This window comes from Archangium violaceum (assembly GCF_016887565.1).
Taxonomy (GTDB): domain Bacteria; phylum Myxococcota; class Myxococcia; order Myxococcales; family Myxococcaceae; genus Archangium; species Archangium violaceum_B.
The window spans coordinates 623,834-639,449 of the sequence record NZ_CP069396.1 but is presented as its reverse complement, the minus strand read 5'-3'; the positions used below and the strand labels follow the sequence as shown (position 1 = coordinate 639,449).

15 protein-coding genes are annotated in these 15,616 nt (G+C 69.2%); 8 read left to right on the top strand and 7 right to left on the bottom strand.

The window, feature by feature from the left end:
- Positions 1–15: 15 nt before the first annotated feature.
- The gene (locus JRI60_RS02785) at positions 16–1,644 is read right to left on the bottom strand and encodes a sigma-54-dependent Fis family transcriptional regulator (protein WP_204224319.1); all 1,629 of its coding nucleotides are present in this window, start codon (positions 1,642–1,644) and stop codon (positions 16–18) included.
- Positions 1,645–1,831: 187 nt separating this feature from the next.
- On the opposite strand from JRI60_RS02785, the gene JRI60_RS02780 reads away from it, so the two are divergent.
- Entirely contained in the window at positions 1,832–2,281 is a 450-nt protein-coding gene (locus JRI60_RS02780; protein WP_204224317.1) for a hypothetical protein, read from the top strand.
- Positions 2,282–2,288: 7 nt separating this feature from the next.
- A complete protein-coding gene (locus JRI60_RS02775) occupies positions 2,289–2,738 on the top strand; it encodes a hypothetical protein (RefSeq protein ID WP_204224315.1) in 450 nt (149 codons plus the stop codon).
- 10 nt (positions 2,739–2,748) lie between these two features.
- Here JRI60_RS02775 and JRI60_RS02770 read toward each other — a convergent pair whose 3' ends face one another.
- The 3 genes from JRI60_RS02770 to JRI60_RS02760 form a co-directional block, all read right to left on the bottom strand.
- On the bottom strand, positions 2,749–3,252 hold the full coding sequence (locus JRI60_RS02770) for a hypothetical protein (RefSeq protein WP_239470306.1): 504 nt from the start codon (positions 3,250–3,252) through the stop codon (positions 2,749–2,751).
- Between the two features lie 14 nt (positions 3,253–3,266).
- Positions 3,267–4,211: a hypothetical protein gene (locus tag JRI60_RS02765; protein ID WP_204224313.1), complete on the bottom strand. Its 945-nt coding sequence runs from the start codon at positions 4,209–4,211 to the stop codon at positions 3,267–3,269.
- A 172-nt stretch (positions 4,212–4,383) separates the two neighbouring features.
- On the bottom strand, positions 4,384–4,704 hold the full coding sequence (locus tag JRI60_RS02760) for a hypothetical protein (protein ID WP_204224311.1): 321 nt from the start codon (positions 4,702–4,704) through the stop codon (positions 4,384–4,386).
- An 82-nt stretch (positions 4,705–4,786) separates the two neighbouring features.
- Between JRI60_RS02760 and JRI60_RS02755 the strand changes: the two genes are divergently transcribed.
- Complete coding sequence (locus tag JRI60_RS02755; protein WP_204224309.1) at positions 4,787–7,534, top strand: phospholipase D-like domain-containing protein; 2,748 nt, start codon at positions 4,787–4,789, stop codon at positions 7,532–7,534.
- Positions 7,535–7,551: 17 nt separating this feature from the next.
- On the opposite strand, the gene JRI60_RS02750 is transcribed toward JRI60_RS02755, so the two are convergent.
- Both JRI60_RS02750 and JRI60_RS02745 read right to left on the bottom strand, forming a co-directional pair.
- Positions 7,552–9,549 (bottom strand): cellulase family glycosylhydrolase, encoded by a 1,998-nt coding sequence (locus JRI60_RS02750; RefSeq protein ID WP_204224307.1) that lies wholly within the window; start codon positions 9,547–9,549, stop codon positions 7,552–7,554.
- 141 nt (positions 9,550–9,690) lie between these two features.
- Complete coding sequence (locus JRI60_RS02745; RefSeq protein ID WP_204224305.1) at positions 9,691–10,902, bottom strand: serine hydrolase domain-containing protein; 1,212 nt, start codon at positions 10,900–10,902, stop codon at positions 9,691–9,693.
- 75 nt (positions 10,903–10,977) lie between these two features.
- On the opposite strand from JRI60_RS02745, the gene JRI60_RS02740 reads away from it, so the two are divergent.
- The 3 genes from JRI60_RS02740 to JRI60_RS02730 all read left to right on the top strand — a co-directional run bounded on the left by JRI60_RS02740 (position 10,978) and on the right by JRI60_RS02730 (position 13,082).
- A complete protein-coding gene (locus tag JRI60_RS02740) occupies positions 10,978–11,649 on the top strand; it encodes a TetR/AcrR family transcriptional regulator (RefSeq protein WP_204224304.1) in 672 nt (223 codons plus the stop codon).
- Positions 11,642–12,601 carry an alpha/beta fold hydrolase gene (locus tag JRI60_RS02735; protein WP_204224302.1) on the top strand — a complete coding sequence of 320 codons (960 nt, stop codon included), beginning with the start codon at positions 11,642–11,644 and terminating at the stop codon, positions 12,599–12,601. Before JRI60_RS02740 ends, JRI60_RS02735 begins: the two co-directional genes overlap by 8 nt.
- Before the next feature lie 130 nt (positions 12,602–12,731).
- Complete coding sequence (locus JRI60_RS02730) at positions 12,732–13,082, top strand: alpha/beta fold hydrolase (protein WP_204224300.1); 351 nt, start codon at positions 12,732–12,734, stop codon at positions 13,080–13,082.
- 16 nt (positions 13,083–13,098) lie between these two features.
- On the opposite strand, the gene JRI60_RS02725 is transcribed toward JRI60_RS02730, so the two are convergent.
- The gene (locus JRI60_RS02725) at positions 13,099–13,638 is read right to left on the bottom strand and encodes a GrpB family protein (RefSeq protein ID WP_204224298.1); all 540 of its coding nucleotides are present in this window, start codon (positions 13,636–13,638) and stop codon (positions 13,099–13,101) included.
- Positions 13,639–13,738: 100 nt separating this feature from the next.
- On the opposite strand from JRI60_RS02725, the gene JRI60_RS02720 reads away from it, so the two are divergent.
- Positions 13,739–14,590, top strand: coding sequence for a helix-turn-helix domain-containing protein (locus tag JRI60_RS02720; protein ID WP_204224296.1), 852 nt, complete (start codon positions 13,739–13,741; stop codon positions 14,588–14,590).
- A 91-nt stretch (positions 14,591–14,681) separates the two neighbouring features.
- Complete coding sequence (locus tag JRI60_RS02715) at positions 14,682–15,611, top strand: alpha/beta fold hydrolase (protein ID WP_204224294.1); 930 nt, start codon at positions 14,682–14,684, stop codon at positions 15,609–15,611.
- Positions 15,612–15,616: the final 5 nt, after the last annotated feature.

The window sequence follows — 15,616 nt, the reverse complement described above, 5'->3', positions numbered from 1 at the left end:
GTGGAAAGCCGTGGCTCACCGCTTGCGGCGGCGCGTCACGCGGTCGTAGCTCTTGAGCTTGCGGTAGAGCGTGGTCGCGCCGATTCCCAGGTCCTGCGCCGTGCGCGTCCGGTTGCCCCCGTTCCTCGCGAGTACCGCGAGGATGTACTCGCGCTCCAGCGCCTCCAGCGTGCGCACCTCCCCCACCAGCGCGGGCACGGGGAGCGCGACCCGCACGTCCTCGGGCAGGTCCTCCAGCTCGATACGTGTCCCCCGAGAGAGCGCCACCGCGCGCTCCATCGCGTTGCGCAGCTCGCGCACGTTGCCCGGCCAGTCATGGCGCTGCAGCTGGTCCGCCACGTCCGTCCCCAGGCTCGGCGCCGGGCGCCCCACCCGCCTCGCCGCGTCCACCAGGAACACCTGCGCCAGCGGAAGGATGTCCTCGCGCCGCTCGCGCAACGGGGGCACCATCAGCTCCACCACGCGCAGCCGGTAATAGAGGTCCTTGCGGAAGCGCCCCGCCGCCACCTCCTCCGCCAGCGGCCGGTTCGTCGCCGCCACCACTCGCACGTCGATGGGACGGTGGTGGTTCTCCCCCACCCGCCGCACCTCGCGCTCCTGCAACGCGCGCAGCAGCTTCGCCTGCATCCCCAGCGGCATCTCCCCTATCTCGTCCAGGAAGAGCGTCCCGCCCGCCGCCGCCTCCAGCAACCCCGGGCGCTCGTGCGTCGCCCCCGTGAAGGCCCCTCGCGCATGGCCGAACAGCTCCGCCTCCAACAGCGACTCCGTGAGCGCCGCGCAGCTGATGGCCACCAGCGGCCCCGCCGAGCGCGCCGACTCTTCATGCACCAGCCTCGCCACGCGCTCCTTGCCCGTGCCACTCTCCCCGATGACGAGCACCGTGGCCTCGCTCCTCGCCGCCCGCCTCGCCAGGTCCACCACGCGCCGCATCTCCACCCCGCGCGCCACCAGCCCTCCGGGTCCCTCCGCCTCGCCCACCACCTGCTCCAGCGCCCGTGCCCGCTCGCGCAGCTTGCGCTCCGTGCGCTTGAGGGCGCTCGCCACCTGGTGCAGCGAGGCGTCCAGCACCTCGCCCTGGAAGTACGGCAGGTGCTCCTCCAACTGGCTCCCCCACTCCTCCAGCGTCCGTCCCGCGAAGTGACAGGCCGCATCCCCCCTCGCCACGCACCGGTCCTCCAGGACGTAGATCGGCCGGCCCGCCACGAGGCTCATGTAGCCACTGGCGAAGCCGCACTGTGTCCAACACGAGGGCGCCTCCGCTCGCCCCAGGTGCAGCAGGTGCTGCTCCGCCTCGTACGAGTCCTCGACGGTGACGCCCCGGGGCGCCAGCGGATCGCTGTCCTCCAACCGGACGCGGAGCAGGCCCTGAAGGGTGTGGATGAGTCCTCCGGCGGCGCGCCACTCGCTCTCGCTCTCCCAGTCGAAACCCGTGCGCATCGCCTCCGCCATGCGCCAGCCGTGAGCGAAACCGAAGCGCGTCAGCACCGCCCGCGCTCCCGCCAGCCCCAACATCTCCACCAATTGCTTGCGCAGCATCCCGAGCGCCACCGCGTCCAGGATGAGCGCCCGCTCGCCCGCGAAGCGGACGCCCTGCCGTGCATCCACCTCCAACAGCGCCTCGATGCGCAGGTCTCTGGCTCTCATCGGTGACTCTTTCATTTTGGAAGAGGGCTCGTTCATATCGAACGGTGCGCTCATCCCCGTATCATCCAAACCCTCGGATTCACTACGGCCCGGCGATGGCGCGCGGCTTGCTCTGTCCGAGAACCAACCCCGGGGCGGCCACGCGGAAAGCGCGCGCCCCCGCCCGCCGGGAGATCAGGAGGACGGGGTGTCGTTCAAACGAGAGGTGCTGGAGAACGGCTCGGTGCGGTTATCCGGGGATCGGTGCAGCTACACCTACCAGCGGCTGCGCCCCGGCGTGGTGTTCATCCGCATGCAAGGGGACGACAAGGGCGAGCTCGGCGACGCACCCAGGGACGAGTTGCGCGAGGACATCCGCCGCTACGCGCCCATCGAGCTGTTCTTCGAGATGGACGAATCCACCGGCACCAACCTGCCCGTGCAGGAGGCCTGGACCGAGTGGTTCAGCCGCAACCGCCCGGTGCTCAAGGGCGTGAACGTCCTCACGCGCAGCAAGTTCATGCACTTCACCGCCGAGGTGGTGAAGCTCTTCTCCCGCACGGGCGAGCTCATCCGCGTCTACATGGATCCGGCGCCCTTCGAGGAAGCCTTCCAGCGCGCGGCGCCCGGCGTCACCCTGCAGCAGAAGAAGGGCTGAGGGACACATGGTGGCGTTCAAGCGAGCGACGATGGAAGACGGTGCGGTGCGGCTGGCGAGCGAGCGGTGCAGCTTCACCTACCAGCGGCCGCGCCCGGGCGTGGTGTTCATCCGCATCGTGGGGAACGACAAGGGCGAGTTCGGCACCGCGCCCATGGACGAGCTGCGCGAGGACATCAGTCGCTACGCGCCCATCGAGCTGTTCTTCGAGATGGATGAGGTCACCGGCGCCAACCTGCCCGTGCAGGAGGCGTGGACCGAGTGGTTCAGCGCCAACCGCCCGGCGCTCAAGAGCGTGAGCATCCTCACGCACAGCAAATACATGCACTTCACCGCCGAGGTGGTGAAGTTCTTCTCCCGCACGGGCGAGCTCATCCGCGTCTACCTCGACCCGGCGCCCTTCGAGGAAGCCCTGCTGCGCGCCGCGCCCGACGCCTCCCGGTTCATCCGGAAGTAGCCACCGGGGCTCAGCGCTTCTCGAGCTCCTCGGGGTGGAAGACGCGCGAGGCCACGCGATCCAGCACCTCGTCGCCCCACACGAGGCTCGCCTTGGCCAGCCGCTTCATGTCCTTGGAGAAGGCATTGCCCTGGGGCACCTGCGTGTAGACGCGGCTGAGATAGAGACCGCGGTTCTCCCGCTCGTAGTCCACGGTGCCACCGCCCGTGTCCGTGCCCTCGCGAGCCTCGGCCTGGAAACCCTCCAGGACGCCCGGCTTGGGGGGCTCGTGGAAGCGGTAGACGAGCGCGCTGCACTCCAGCGAGTGCGTCTCCTCGTGGTACTCGAAGTACACCTGGGCCCCGCCGATGGCGATGCCACCGAAGCCCTGCTCGTTGAGGCCCGGGCTCAGCACGGCCCCCTCGGAGCGCACGTACCAGGCCACCAGCTCCTTCGCCGACTCGCGCGTGAGGGCGGCACCACTGGGGGGCGGCGGCGCCACGAGGCCCACCGCCGAGAGAATCCATTGGAGCATCGCGAAGCTCTCCGTCAGTTGAACTTGCCCTGGCGAGCCTGCTCGAAAGGCACGCGCTGGGGAAGGTAGGCCTGGTCCAGCCGGTGGGTGCCGCTGATGCCCTGGCCGTAGTCGAAGCGGTGCACCACCGCGCCCTTGCCGGCATCGCGGAAGAACTCGTCCAGGCCCTTGCCGTTGCCCTGGCCGAAGAGCGTGGGCACCAGGTCCTTGTTGTTCACGTAGTGCACGTAGTTGGGGCCGTCCGGGTAGTGACCGGCGGCGGCGCCGAAGGTCTCCACGTCCACCTTGCCCAGCAGCTTCTCGGTGGCCTCCTTGGAGAGCCCGTCCTCGATGCGCAGCCGGTTGGCCACGTCATTGAGGGCCCGGCTGGTGACGAGGCCACCCTGGCTGTGAGCGAACAGGTGCACCGAGCGCCCCGCCTTCAGCTCCGAGTAGACGGTGTCCGCCAGCGAGTCCACCGCCGGGTTGGTGCCCTTGTCGAGCTTGTCCTTCACGCACTGGGCCAGGTCGGCCACCATGCCCTCGGTGGCGTTGTGCAGGCCCACCACCTTGGCGCCCGTGGTGTCGGCGATCTTCTGCAGGCTGCCGAACTGCTGGTCCTTCGTGTTGCCGATGCCGTTGACGTAGAGGAACGTCTGGGTGGGGTTGGGATTGTCGCGCGGGGTGACACCCGGAACCTGGCTCAGCGGCGTGCCGGGCGGGAACGTCTGGCCGCCAGCGCCCACCAGGTGCCCGTCATACGCGCGGTCCGGCTTGGAGCCACCGAAGAGGCCTCCCAGCGCCTTCGCCTTGTCCACGGCCTTGCTCTCGAAGCCGTCGACGAACTGGCCCACCTTCTGGCCGCCCTGGACCACGGTGTTGGCCGCCTGGCTCACGGTCTGCTGCGCCTTGTCGACGGCGTTCTGCGTACCCGTGCGCACGGACTGGAGGAGGCTGCGACCGCGCTCGATGGTGCTCATGGGGGACTCCGGTCCGGCGAAAGGCTCGGGGGAAAAGCGTTACGGAATTGTCGCGAGGAGGGGTGCGAGAGTTGCCTCCCCATCCTCCCCCGCTCCTACCGTGCGACTCCATGCACGGAGGGTACAGACCCGGAGTCCGGGTCCGTCCGAGCCGGAGAACGGCGATGGGCCGTCAATAGCAGTAGGTGCAGTAGAAGAAGCCGGAGTGGATCGCGTTGTTGTTCTGCTCGCCCCAGCAGCTCACGGTACAATCATCGTTCGTCTCGCAGCCCCCCACCTGCCCATCGACCTGGATGGGGAACGATTCCCAATAGGAGCTGTACCGGGGACGGTAGAGCGTCGTGCAGGCCTGGGCCGAGACCTGGCCGGACTGCTCGGGGGAAGGGGTGGAGACGAGGGCCTCGGACTCATCCGCGACCGGCTCGGTACCGGCACCACAGGCCAGCAGGAAGCTGGCGGCCAGGGGAACGACGAAGCTCGAAACGCTCTTCATGGGGGGCTCCTTCCGCGTCATCACGCGATGGGTGGGGATGTGAAGTATGCACGCCAACGACTCCGGGTGAAAACTGCTCGCCATGTTCCAACGCCTGCTGCTCCTCTTCGACGCCGGTTCGGCCCCGGCCCCGGTGCTCACCGCGGCGCGGCATCTCGCCCCAGCGCCCGAGAGCATCCACCTGTATGGCCTCGCTCCCGAGCGCAGCGAGCTCGAGACGCACCCGCCGCCCAGCCTCACCGTCCTCGCCCACCTCCAGGACGCCACCCGCGACTGGCCCGTGCGGGCCGGCGTCAGCCACCAGCTCGAGACACACCTCGACATCGGGGCGTTCATCCAGACGGCGACGCGGCTCGGCTCCGACCTGGTGATTGTCGGTCCGCTGCTCGGCACATCGCCACGTGCTCGCGTGGGCGTCATCCTGGCGCTCGCGATCCGCGAGCGCATGCACGTGCTCTCGGTAGGCGCACACTGTCCGGAGACCCAGGCGCCCGGCAACCGGATCGGCATCACGGTGGCCCCGGATGGCAGGGGGCTGGGCTCGGTGGCGGCCTTCCTCACGGGGTACGCGCGGCCCGTCGAGCTCATCGCCCTCACCTCGGAAGCGTCGCCGGACCGGGCCGGCGAGCTCCAGACGCTCTCGCGTGCCCTGGGCATCGCCGAGACGCCGCGGATCGAATCCCTCCTGGAGGGACGCACGGGCCGGGCGGAGGCCTTCGACTCGGCCGCGCTGCGATGCGGGGCGGACCTCCTGCTCGCGCCCACCGATGCCGTCGACGACCTCCGCGCGCTGAGCATCGGCCTGTTCGGGGCCAGGGCCATGCAGGAGGCACACGTCCCCACGCTGCTGCTGCCGCGCACGCTGCCCGCCTCCTCGCTCATCGAGGAGCGCTACGCCGTATCGGACTCACTGGTCCTGCCGGGTCTGGAACCCCGGTTCGCGGTCGAGGGCGTCGGGTTCCTGTCGAACGTCTCGGTGCCGGAGCCGGGTGAGCTGAGGGTCTTCGAGGGCGGCGCGCCCCTGGGTGCGGCACGGCACCAGGGCGGCACCGCGGCCCTCCCGTCCTCCTGGTTCTCCCACGTCCGCGGAGAGCGGGCCCTCGCCTTCGCCTTCACGGGCGACGCCGCCAGGGACCTCGCGCCATGCCACGTGGTCGCCCCCGAGCGGCCCCTGCTGCTCCTCGACAGCGCTCTCGACCGGGCCCCGCTCGAGGCCGCCTTCTCGATGATGGGTGAGGTGGCACACCTCGTCTTCGTCCGCCTGCGCGACAGCGAGCCGCTCGACATGCACCGCGAGCGCCTGCGCAGGAGCCTGCCGGGCCTGGGGAGGCCCCTGCTGCTCGATGCCAGTGCGTGGCTCGATGACGCACGCGCCGAGGATGTCCCGCGCCAGGTCGATGCCCAGCGCCTGCTGCGTGTGGCCACGCGCCTCGTGGCCGGCGGCGCCCGCATCATCGCGGTAGTCACTAGGGACGAGCACAAACCCCGCAGCCCCTTCATCCGGACGCTGACCCCGGACGAGCTGCTGCTCCTGCCAGGTGGCCCCGTGCCGGAACCGCTGCCGGTGCCGGAGGAGCCCTCCCCCTTCTTCCGCGAGCTGGCCCTGGCCGGGGGCGGTGTCTGCCTCGGGGGACATGCCATCGACTTCGAGCTCGACAATGCCCGGGCGCGCGAGTCGGTGATCGCCGCCATCGAGAGCGCCCGGAGCAGCGTCCACTGGCAGTGCTACATCGTCGAGGACGACGCCGTCACCGCGCGTTTCACCGAGGCGTTGAAGCGGGCGGCGAGTCGGGGCGTGCGCGTGCGCCTGCTCGCCGACGCGCTCTACAGCGGATACGGCTCCTTCGGCGCCATGAACCCGGCCCTCGTCGCCCTGTCCGAGACGCCCAACATCGAGGTGCGTGCCATCGCGCCCCTGACGGGGATGCCGAGCCTCGCCGAGCTGAAGCAGCGCAACCACCGGAAGGTCACCCTGATCGACACGGAGCGGGCCTTCATTTCGGGCCGCAACATGGGCGCGCCCTACTACACGGGCTTCGACGAGGTGCCCCTGCGGAGAACCTCGAGCTACCGCGAGGTGCCCTGGCTCGACTGCGGCGCGCGGCTCGCCGGCCCGCTGGTCCCGGTCCTCGAAAGCGCCTTCCTGGCCGAGTGGACGCGCGCGGGGGGCCAGCCCTATCCGGTGCCCTCCGCCACGCCGGTGGGGACCCTGTCCGCACGGCTCGTCCTGCACGAGGGCCTCACGGACACCCACACGCTGGACACCCAGCTCGCGCTCATCCGCCATGCGCGGTCGCGGCTGGTCATCGTGAACACCTTCCCGCTCCTCCTGGAGCTGCGCGACGCGCTGGTCGCCGCGCTCCAGCGTGGTGTGCGCGTCGAGGTCCTCTTCGGCAGTGTCCGCCCCCACTACGGCCAGGGAATCCACTTCCCCGGTGGAGCCCTTCGCGAGGTGGCGGACTGGTACGTCCGCAGCCGCCTCGACGAGGTGATCGCCGCGGGCGGAGTGGCCTACGAGTTCGCGATGCCTCCGGCGCCAGCCTGGGAGCCCGAGCTGGAGCGGGTCTTCCCGCACGTGCACGCCAAGCTCCTGGTCTGCGACACGGCCGCGGTCGCGTTGGGGAGCGCCAACCTGGACGTCACCGCGGCCTATTGGGAGAGCGAGGCGATGCTCGTCGTGCACGACACGCCCTTCGCCGAGCGCATGCTCTCCGCGCTGGAACCGCTGCTCGCCGGCTCACACCGGATCGATCGCGAGGACGGCCAGTGGCGAGCCGACGCCGGGCACCGCGCCTGGGTCGGCCGCAACTGGCCATCGCTCATCGGCTGAGGAGCGCGAGACTCCGCTCAGGGATTGCCGCGGTGCCGCTCGATGACGGCGGCCTGCGACAGCGGCTGGAACACCGGCTCCAGCTCGTAGGCATTGAGGATGTTGCAGGCGGGCAGCTTCTCCCAGCTCCCGGAGGCCCACATCGTCGCGCCCATGCCGATGCTGTCCAGGTAGCTGAGGAACACCTCACCGTCCGCTTCCCAGGCGCCCTGGTCATTGGGGTGCATCTGCGTGCTGGGCCAGCCGTACTCACCGATGAAGCCCCGGGTGCCCTGGGCCGCCACCCAGTCCGTGAAGGGTTTCACCCGCGCCACGGTGTACGCGCCCACCGACGCATGGCCCTTGCGTCTGGCCTCCGCCAGATACACGTCGTGATGGGACAGGTACTTCCCGCCGCCGTCCCCGGGGACCTCGGGGGTTTCGAGGACGTCCATGTAGATGTGCGCGTGATACAGGGTGTTGTTGTAGCTGTCGGTAATCCACTTGCTCGGGTGGTTCTTCGGCCAATCCTCCGCCGAGCTCCACGAATAGCCCTCCACCATGATGAGCATGCTGTCGTTGTTCGTGTTGCGGAGCGTGTTCACCACCTCCTGCGAGTAGAGCTCCCACTGCCGCGCGGGCTTGATTTCGCCGGTCCGGGTGCCCTGGCTCACCTGGTCGACGTAGAAGACATGCGGGGCGCTGCCATCCGTTCCATCCACGATGAACTGGATGCCAATGACCTTGTAGCTGGCCCACAGCGTCGGGTCGGGATTGAAGTACACCCGGTTCTCGATGCCCTTGGTGATGGGGAACTCGTCACTGAAGTAGTTCGTCGACCAGTCCATGGAGGACATCACCATGCGGGCGCGGACCGAGCCGGGCGTCGTCGTGGGCACGAAGACCTTCGCCTGGAAGGTCTTCCCGTTGGCGCTGCTGGTGGACTTCGTGCTCGAGTACAGCCGCGCGCCGAAGATCTTGTAGTCCCCCGTCGCGGCGGGGCCGGTGATCTTCATCGAGCCCTGGCTGTTGCGGATCTCCCGGACGACGCCCTCGGTGCTCTGGGCGACCCAGCCATCCAGACCCGCCTCGAAGCTCGAGATGGAAATGGCACCCGACAGCGTCCCCTCGACGGCGGCCAGGTCGTGGGGCTCGTTCATGATGTCGTACGCGTAGACGGCCGAGTACGCCGCGGCGTCCGCCTTGATGGCGGAGGCTATCAGGCGCCAGGCATACGCGTACTGCTCCTTGGTGGGCCCTCCCGTCTCCCCGAAGGTCCGCGTCACCCCGCCGGACCTGTAGCGGCCATAGTTGTGCATGTCGACGATGACCTTGAGGCCCGCCGTGTTCGCGTCGCGAAGCGTCTGCAGCAGCAGGTTCGTGTAGGCCGTGTTCAACCCCTGGCCCAGGACGGGCTGGATGCGCTCCCAGATGAAGGGGATGCGCACCACGTCGTGGCCGCGGCTCTTCAGGTACCGCAGGGACTCGAGGGACGGCTTCGAGTACGTGCTCCCGTAGGTTCCAGGCAGCACGCCGCCGGCATTGCCCAGGTCCATGAGGTTGATGCCCCGCCGGTAGCGCTGGGCGGGTACGCCGTTCACGTGGAACGTGTAGTTGTCCACGATCCTCCCGGCCTCGAAGTAGATGACGGTGCCCGCGGCGTTGGTCGCCTTCGTCATCCAGAGGTAGTCACCGGTGACGAGGTTGGGGGGAATCGTGTAGCCCCAGGTGTACTGCTTCGTCTCCCCGGCGCTGAAGTTCTGCCCCGTCACCACCTGCCTGTGCACCGCGGATGGAGAGATGCCACCCGCGGTCGTGTACGGCCGGACCTCGAAAGTGAGGGTGACGTTCGACACGGCTTCCGGTGACTGCATGCCGATGACGAAGCTGACGCTCTGTCCCGTGGAGACATCTCTCGGCCCGACCTGGGCGCCCCGGTTCGAGAAGGTGAGGGCGCTGGCCGGCAACGGCGTGCCCGCGAGGAAGAGAATCGCCGAGAGAAGAACCCAATGGATGGCACGCAAATGCAACTTCACACCTCTCTATGTCAGGCGCACGGACGCGCCTGGACACTTTGAAACCGAAGTGTATGGGTATGCAATGCAATCATCAGACATGCAACTGTTTCTCATTCGTGGCGAAAATGGCATCGGACATGGCCATGACGCGACTGCCGCTCAATTGCTGGCGCCGTAGACGGCGTCGCGGACGGCGATGGTGAAGGCTCCCGACATCCCCTCGAATGCCGTATTGGTGAGTGCCACGACCGTCAGGCCGCGCCGCGGATCCACGAACCAGTTGTGGCCGTAGGCTCCGCCCCACTGGTACGTCCCCGCCGACTGCGGGCTCCGCGTCTTCGCCGGGTCGACGAGCACCGCCCCCACGAAGCCGAAGCCCCAGCCGGGCCCCTGGGTCTCCGCCTCCGGACCCACCTGCGCGGTGCTCAGTTGCCGCACGGTGGACTCCGCCAATACCGGCGCACCGCCCTTGCGCAACGTCTCCAGGAACTTCACGTAGTCACCCGCCGTGCCCACCATGCCCGCCCCTCCGGACGGGAAGGCGCGCGGGTTCAAGGCTCGACCGGGGGCGAAGTGGACCCCAGCGCCGTTGTAGACCACCACCTGCGCCTCGCCCATGCGCACCGGCTCCGGCTGTCCATCCGCGTACGGCGTCGCCAGCCGCTTCACGTCCTTCACGCTGAAGCCCGTGTCGGACATCCCCAGCGGTCTGGTCACGAGCCGCTCGACCACCCTGGGCAACGGCGCTCCTCCAGCCCGGGCGACGACCGCGCCCAGGACGTCCGTTGCCACGGAGTAGTTCCAGCGCTTCCCTGGCTCGAACGACAGCGGCACCGAGGCGATCCGGCGGAGGTTCTCATCCAGGGACACCTCGGACGCGTCCAGGCCATCGGAGACCCCGGCCTTGTGATACGGCCCCTGCTCGGACTCCATGAAGCCGTAGGTCAGACCCGAGGTATGCGTCAGCAGATGGCGCACCGTGATGACCGGTTCGCTGCCGTCCGCCAGCTTCGGCCGGAAGGTCGGAATCCACTTCGTGACCGGATCCTCCAGCGTGAGCTTGTGCTGGTCCACCAGCGCGAGCGCCGCCGCGGACACCAGCGGCTTGGACATGGACGCCAGGCGGAACAGCTCGTTCTCCCGCATGGGGCGCCCCGCCTCGCGATCCGCGAAACCGGCGGCGCGCCGGTAGATGACCTTGCCGTCCTTCGCGACGACGACGACGGTTCCAACGATGCGCTTCTGCGCGATCGCTTTCTCGATGACCCCGTCCAGACGCGCCACGAGGGCGCGCTCCTCGGAGACGTCGGGAGTGGCGGGAGACTGGGCGAGGCTGACGGCCACCAGGGCGGTGGCGATGGCAGAATACATGGGGTGGCACTCCTGTTTATATAGTGACCGCTCCGTAAATAAGGAGCCCCTCCCTCCGTTTCAATAGTGATCGCTATGAAAAACGACTCCCTCACGGAACGGCGTGCGCGTGGGCGCCCTCGCGGCTTCGACAGCACGAAGGCACTCGACCAGGCCTTGGAGGTGTTCTGGCGGCTGGGGTACGAGGGCGCGTCGATCGCCGACCTCACCGAGGCGATGGGCATCGCCGCGCCCAGCCTCTATGCCGCGTTCGGGTCCAAGGCCGAGCTCTACCGGCAGGTCCTCGAGCGCTATCGGGCCAGCCAGGGCGCATCCACCCCCCGCGCGCTCACCGAGGAGCCCACCGCCCGCGCCGCCATGGAGAGGATCCTCCGTGAGGCCGCCAGGGGCTTCTCCAACCGGGAGCACCCGCGCGGCTGCATGATCTCCACGGCGGTGCTGACGTGTGCGGAGGAGAACCAGCCGGTCGCCGAACATGTCGCCACCCTGAGAGCCGGTGCGCTGGCGGCGCTCCGCACCCGCCTCGAGCAGGGCATCGCCGAGGGGGAGTTGCCGGCCGGGACGGACCCGGCGGCGCTCGCTCGATATTTCGGCGCCATCATCCAGGGCATGTCGGTGCAGGCCCAGGATGGAGCGAGCGAGGCCGAGCTCCTCGCGATTGTTGAGATCGCGATGCGGGCCTGGGACAAGGTGGCCCGGAAGTCATCGTCGCCACGAACCAGGAAGGGACCCGCGCCCCATGTCTGACATCACGCACCGCACCGTCGAGACGAACGGCATCCACCTCCACATCGCCGAGGCCGGCGAAGGCCCTCTCGTGCTGCTGCTCCACGGCTGGCCGGAGTCCTGGTACTCCTGGCGCCACCAGCTCCGGGCGCTCGCGGATGCCGGCTACCATGCCGTCGCGCCCGATGTTCGCGGCTATGGCCGCAGCGACAAGCCGCTGGCAATCGAGGCGTACAGCATGAAGAACCTGCTCGCCGATTACATCGGCCTGCTCGATGCGCTCGGGGAGGAGACCGCCGTCGTCGTCGGCCATGACTGGGGCGCGGCGATGGCGTGGAACAGCGCCGCGCTCCACCCCGACCGCTACCGTGCCGTCGTCGGCATGAGCGTCCCGCACCTCGGCCGCCCGCCCATGCCGCCGACGCGGCTCTTCGAAGCCATGTTCAAGGACTCGTGGTTCTACATCCTCTATTTCCAGGAGCCCGGCGTCGCGGAGGCGGAGTTCGAGGCGGACATCCCGAGGACGATGCGCACGATCCTCTCTGGTGGTGTCCCCGGGTTCGATACGACGGCCGAGGTCGTGCGGTCCAGGAAGAAGGGCGACAAGTTCTTCACGGGCATCGACACGCCCGGGAAGCTCCCCGACTGGCTCACGGAAGACGACCTCGCGTATTTCGTGAAGGAGCTCGAGGGCAGCGGATTCCGTGGAGGGCTCAACCGCTATCGCAACATGGACCGCGACTGGGAGGAGCTGCCCGAGCTCGCGACGGTCAGGATCGAGCAGCCCGCGCTCTTCATCATCGGAGAGAAGGATCCGGGGCGCGCCTTTGCCCCGGTCGACCTCATGAAGCCGCTGGTGCCCAATCTCGAGGAGGTGCTCGTCATCCCTGGCGCTGGCCATTGGATCCAGCAAGAGCGCGCGGCCGAGGTCAACGCGGCGCTGCTGGCCTTCCTGAAGGAGTTGCCGGCCTGACCGGCGAAGGAGTCCCTATGTCCAAGCGAATGGTGCGATCGGGCGATGTCACGCTTTGGAGCGAGGCCCTGGGTGACCCGGTCGATCCTCCGATGCTGCTCATCATGGGGGCGAACGCCTCCGCGATGTCGTGGCCGGACGAACGCTGGCCGGCGATGCCCTGCCTTTCGATGCCGCCGAGTTCAGGCGTTACGAGGAACGAGCGATGGAGCACGCGGGCACCATCGTGCAGCCTACCGCCCACGCCCTGGCGACACCCGTGGCGCTGTCACGGGGGACCGAGTTGCGTCAGGTGACCACGCCGACGCTGGTCATCCAGGCTCCGAAGGATCCGCTCAACCCTCCACCGCACGGGCGCCACCTCGCTGGGTTGATTCCCGGAGCCCGGCTGGCGGAGATACCAGGGATGGGTCACGCACTGCCCCGCGTGATTCACGAGAGCCTGGCCGAACTCATCTGCTCGCGAGCCGGTGAGGAATAGGCGCGCGAACCGCGCGTCATGGCCGCCGCGCGGATGATTTCCACGCCAGCGCTTTCTCGACGAGCGCGGTGACGAACGCGTTTTTCTGCTGCGAGTACGTCGAGAAGAGCCGCGCGCCGTGCGTGTAGGCCTTGCGCTTCTCGTCGGCGTAGGCCTTCACCTCGTCGGGGTGCGCGCGCAGGTAGTCGCGGACGGCGAGCTGGGAGGTGAAGAAAGCCCCTCCCTCCTCGGCGATGGCGACGTTGAAGTGGGGCGGCCCCCGTCGCCGCAGGTAGAGCCTGCCCGGAATGAACACCTCGCCGAAGTCCTCGTAGCCGAGCGCGACGAGGCGCGGCGTGGCGGCCCTTCCCTCGTCGAGGGAGCGCACGCCCACGAGCAGGTCGACGATGGGCTTGCCGACGAGCCCGGGCACCGCGGTGCTGCCCACGTGCTCGAGGCGCGTGACGACGTCACCGAGGGCACCGCGCACGCGCTCGGCTTCGGAGGCGTAGAGCTCGGGCCATCGAGGGTCGGGCTCGACCAGGGAGATGGGCTCGTCGACGTCGGAGGTCTTCATGATGTCACCGCCACAAGGTGCGGCGAGGGCCGGTGGATTGTCCAGTTACCGGCGAGCCGCCTGTGTCCCACGCCGCTCCCTCGACGCCTGGATGATATGAATGAAGCCGGAGGCACACCGGATGCTCACGCCACCGCTCCCTCTCGATCAAGGCACCCCTTCGAGCGTGCTCACGCCACCTCCCCCGGAGCTCTCGGGCCAGATCGACCTGTGCTGGGCGACGTCGGGCTGCACCGGGGCGGGCACCTCGTTCCACGAGCTCCTCCCCGACGCCGGCGGGCACCTCATCTTCCGCCATTCTCCACGCGGCTGCCGGCTGGTGCTGCTCGGGCCCACGACCGAGCGAGCCACCGTGGAGCGCGAGGCCGGTGCCGAATACCTCGGCATCCACTTCCGGCCCGGCCAGGTGCCGCGCCTCGCGGACGTTCGTTCCTCGGAGCTCACCAATGGGTTCGTGGAGCTGACGCGGCTCGGTGGGATGCCGATCGACTCGGTGGCCGAGCGATTGCGCGCCCTGCCGGATCTCGCGTCGAGGCAGCGCGCCCTGGCGGAGCTGCTGAGGGGTGAAGCCCCGCCGCTCGTCACGGACGCACGCTGCCGAAGGGCCACCCGTCTCCTCGAAGCGCATGGCGGGCGACTCAGGGTCGACGAGCTCGCCGCCGAGCTCGGCCTCCACGTGCGCAGCCTGGAGCGCCTCTTCCTGGAGCACCACGGCATGACGCCGAAGCGCATGAGCCGGCTCGTCCGTCTCTGGAACGTCTTCGGCGCGCTCTACTCCGGCACCTATGGAAACCTCGCCGAGCTCGCCCAGGAATGCGGCTACTCGGACCAGCCGCATCTGATCCGGGACTTCAAGGCGCTGACCGACCGCCTTCCCGGCGAGAAGGACGCGTTCCAGAACCGGCGGCTCGAGCGGGCGGAGACGCGGGTCGTCCACCGCCACCGCCCCTAGCCGGCTGGTGGCTGGCGCTGCCGTGTCGCATTCTCACAAGACCCCGCGCGGAGGGTTCGGTACGAGAGGCCGGACCACAGAGGAGGACGGCATGCGCGTTTCACATGAGCTCAATCCGCCGCGGGGGGCGGCGACGGAACAGGGCGATTCACGCCCGGTGGCGGTGCACACGCGGCGCGGGCCCGTCGAGTGCGCCTTCCTCGGTGAGGGACCGGCCGTGCTCGCGCTCCATGGCGCCATGGGAGGCTACGATCAGGCGCTGCTCCTGGCGCGCACCGCGGGGGTTCCGGGCTTCCGGTACATCGCCCCCTCTCGCCCCGGCTACCTCGGGACGCCGCTCTCCCTGGGCCGGACGCCCGTGGAGCAGGCCGACATGTACCGCGACCTCCTCAATGCGCTCGGCATCGAGCGAGTGGCCGTGATGGCCGTCTCCGGCGGTGGCCCCTCCGCGCTCCAGTTCGCGCTCAGCCATCCGGATCGCTGCTGGGGTCTCGTCATCATCTCGTCGGTCTGCACCCGCATCGCGGAGCGGCCGCCGCTGGGCTGGTACATCATGAAGCTGGCCGCCCGCTGTGGCCCCCTCGTCGCCGCGATGAGGAGGAAGGCCGAACGGGATCCGGAGCGGGCCACGCGCAACTCGATTCGGGACCCCGTCGTGCGCCAGCGCACGCTGCGAGAGCCCGAGGCGGGCCCCCTGCTCCTCGAGCTGCAGCGGAGCACGTTCGATCGGCTACCACTCCGCATTCAGGGAACGGAGAACGACATCGCCCTCACGCATAGCGAGCTCTCGTTTCCCCTCGAGCGGATCTCCTCTCCGCTCCTCGTCATGCACGGCACGAGCGACCGCGCGGCCCCGTTCGCCCAGGCGCAGCTGCTCGCCAGCCGCGTCCCTGGCGCCGAGTTGCTCCCGCTCGAGGGCGGCGAGCACGTGGGCATCTTCACCCACCGTGACGAGGTCCGCGCACGCGTCTCGCGCTTCCTGGGTGCACACGCGCCAGTGGTCGCGACCACGGCCTCATGACCGCT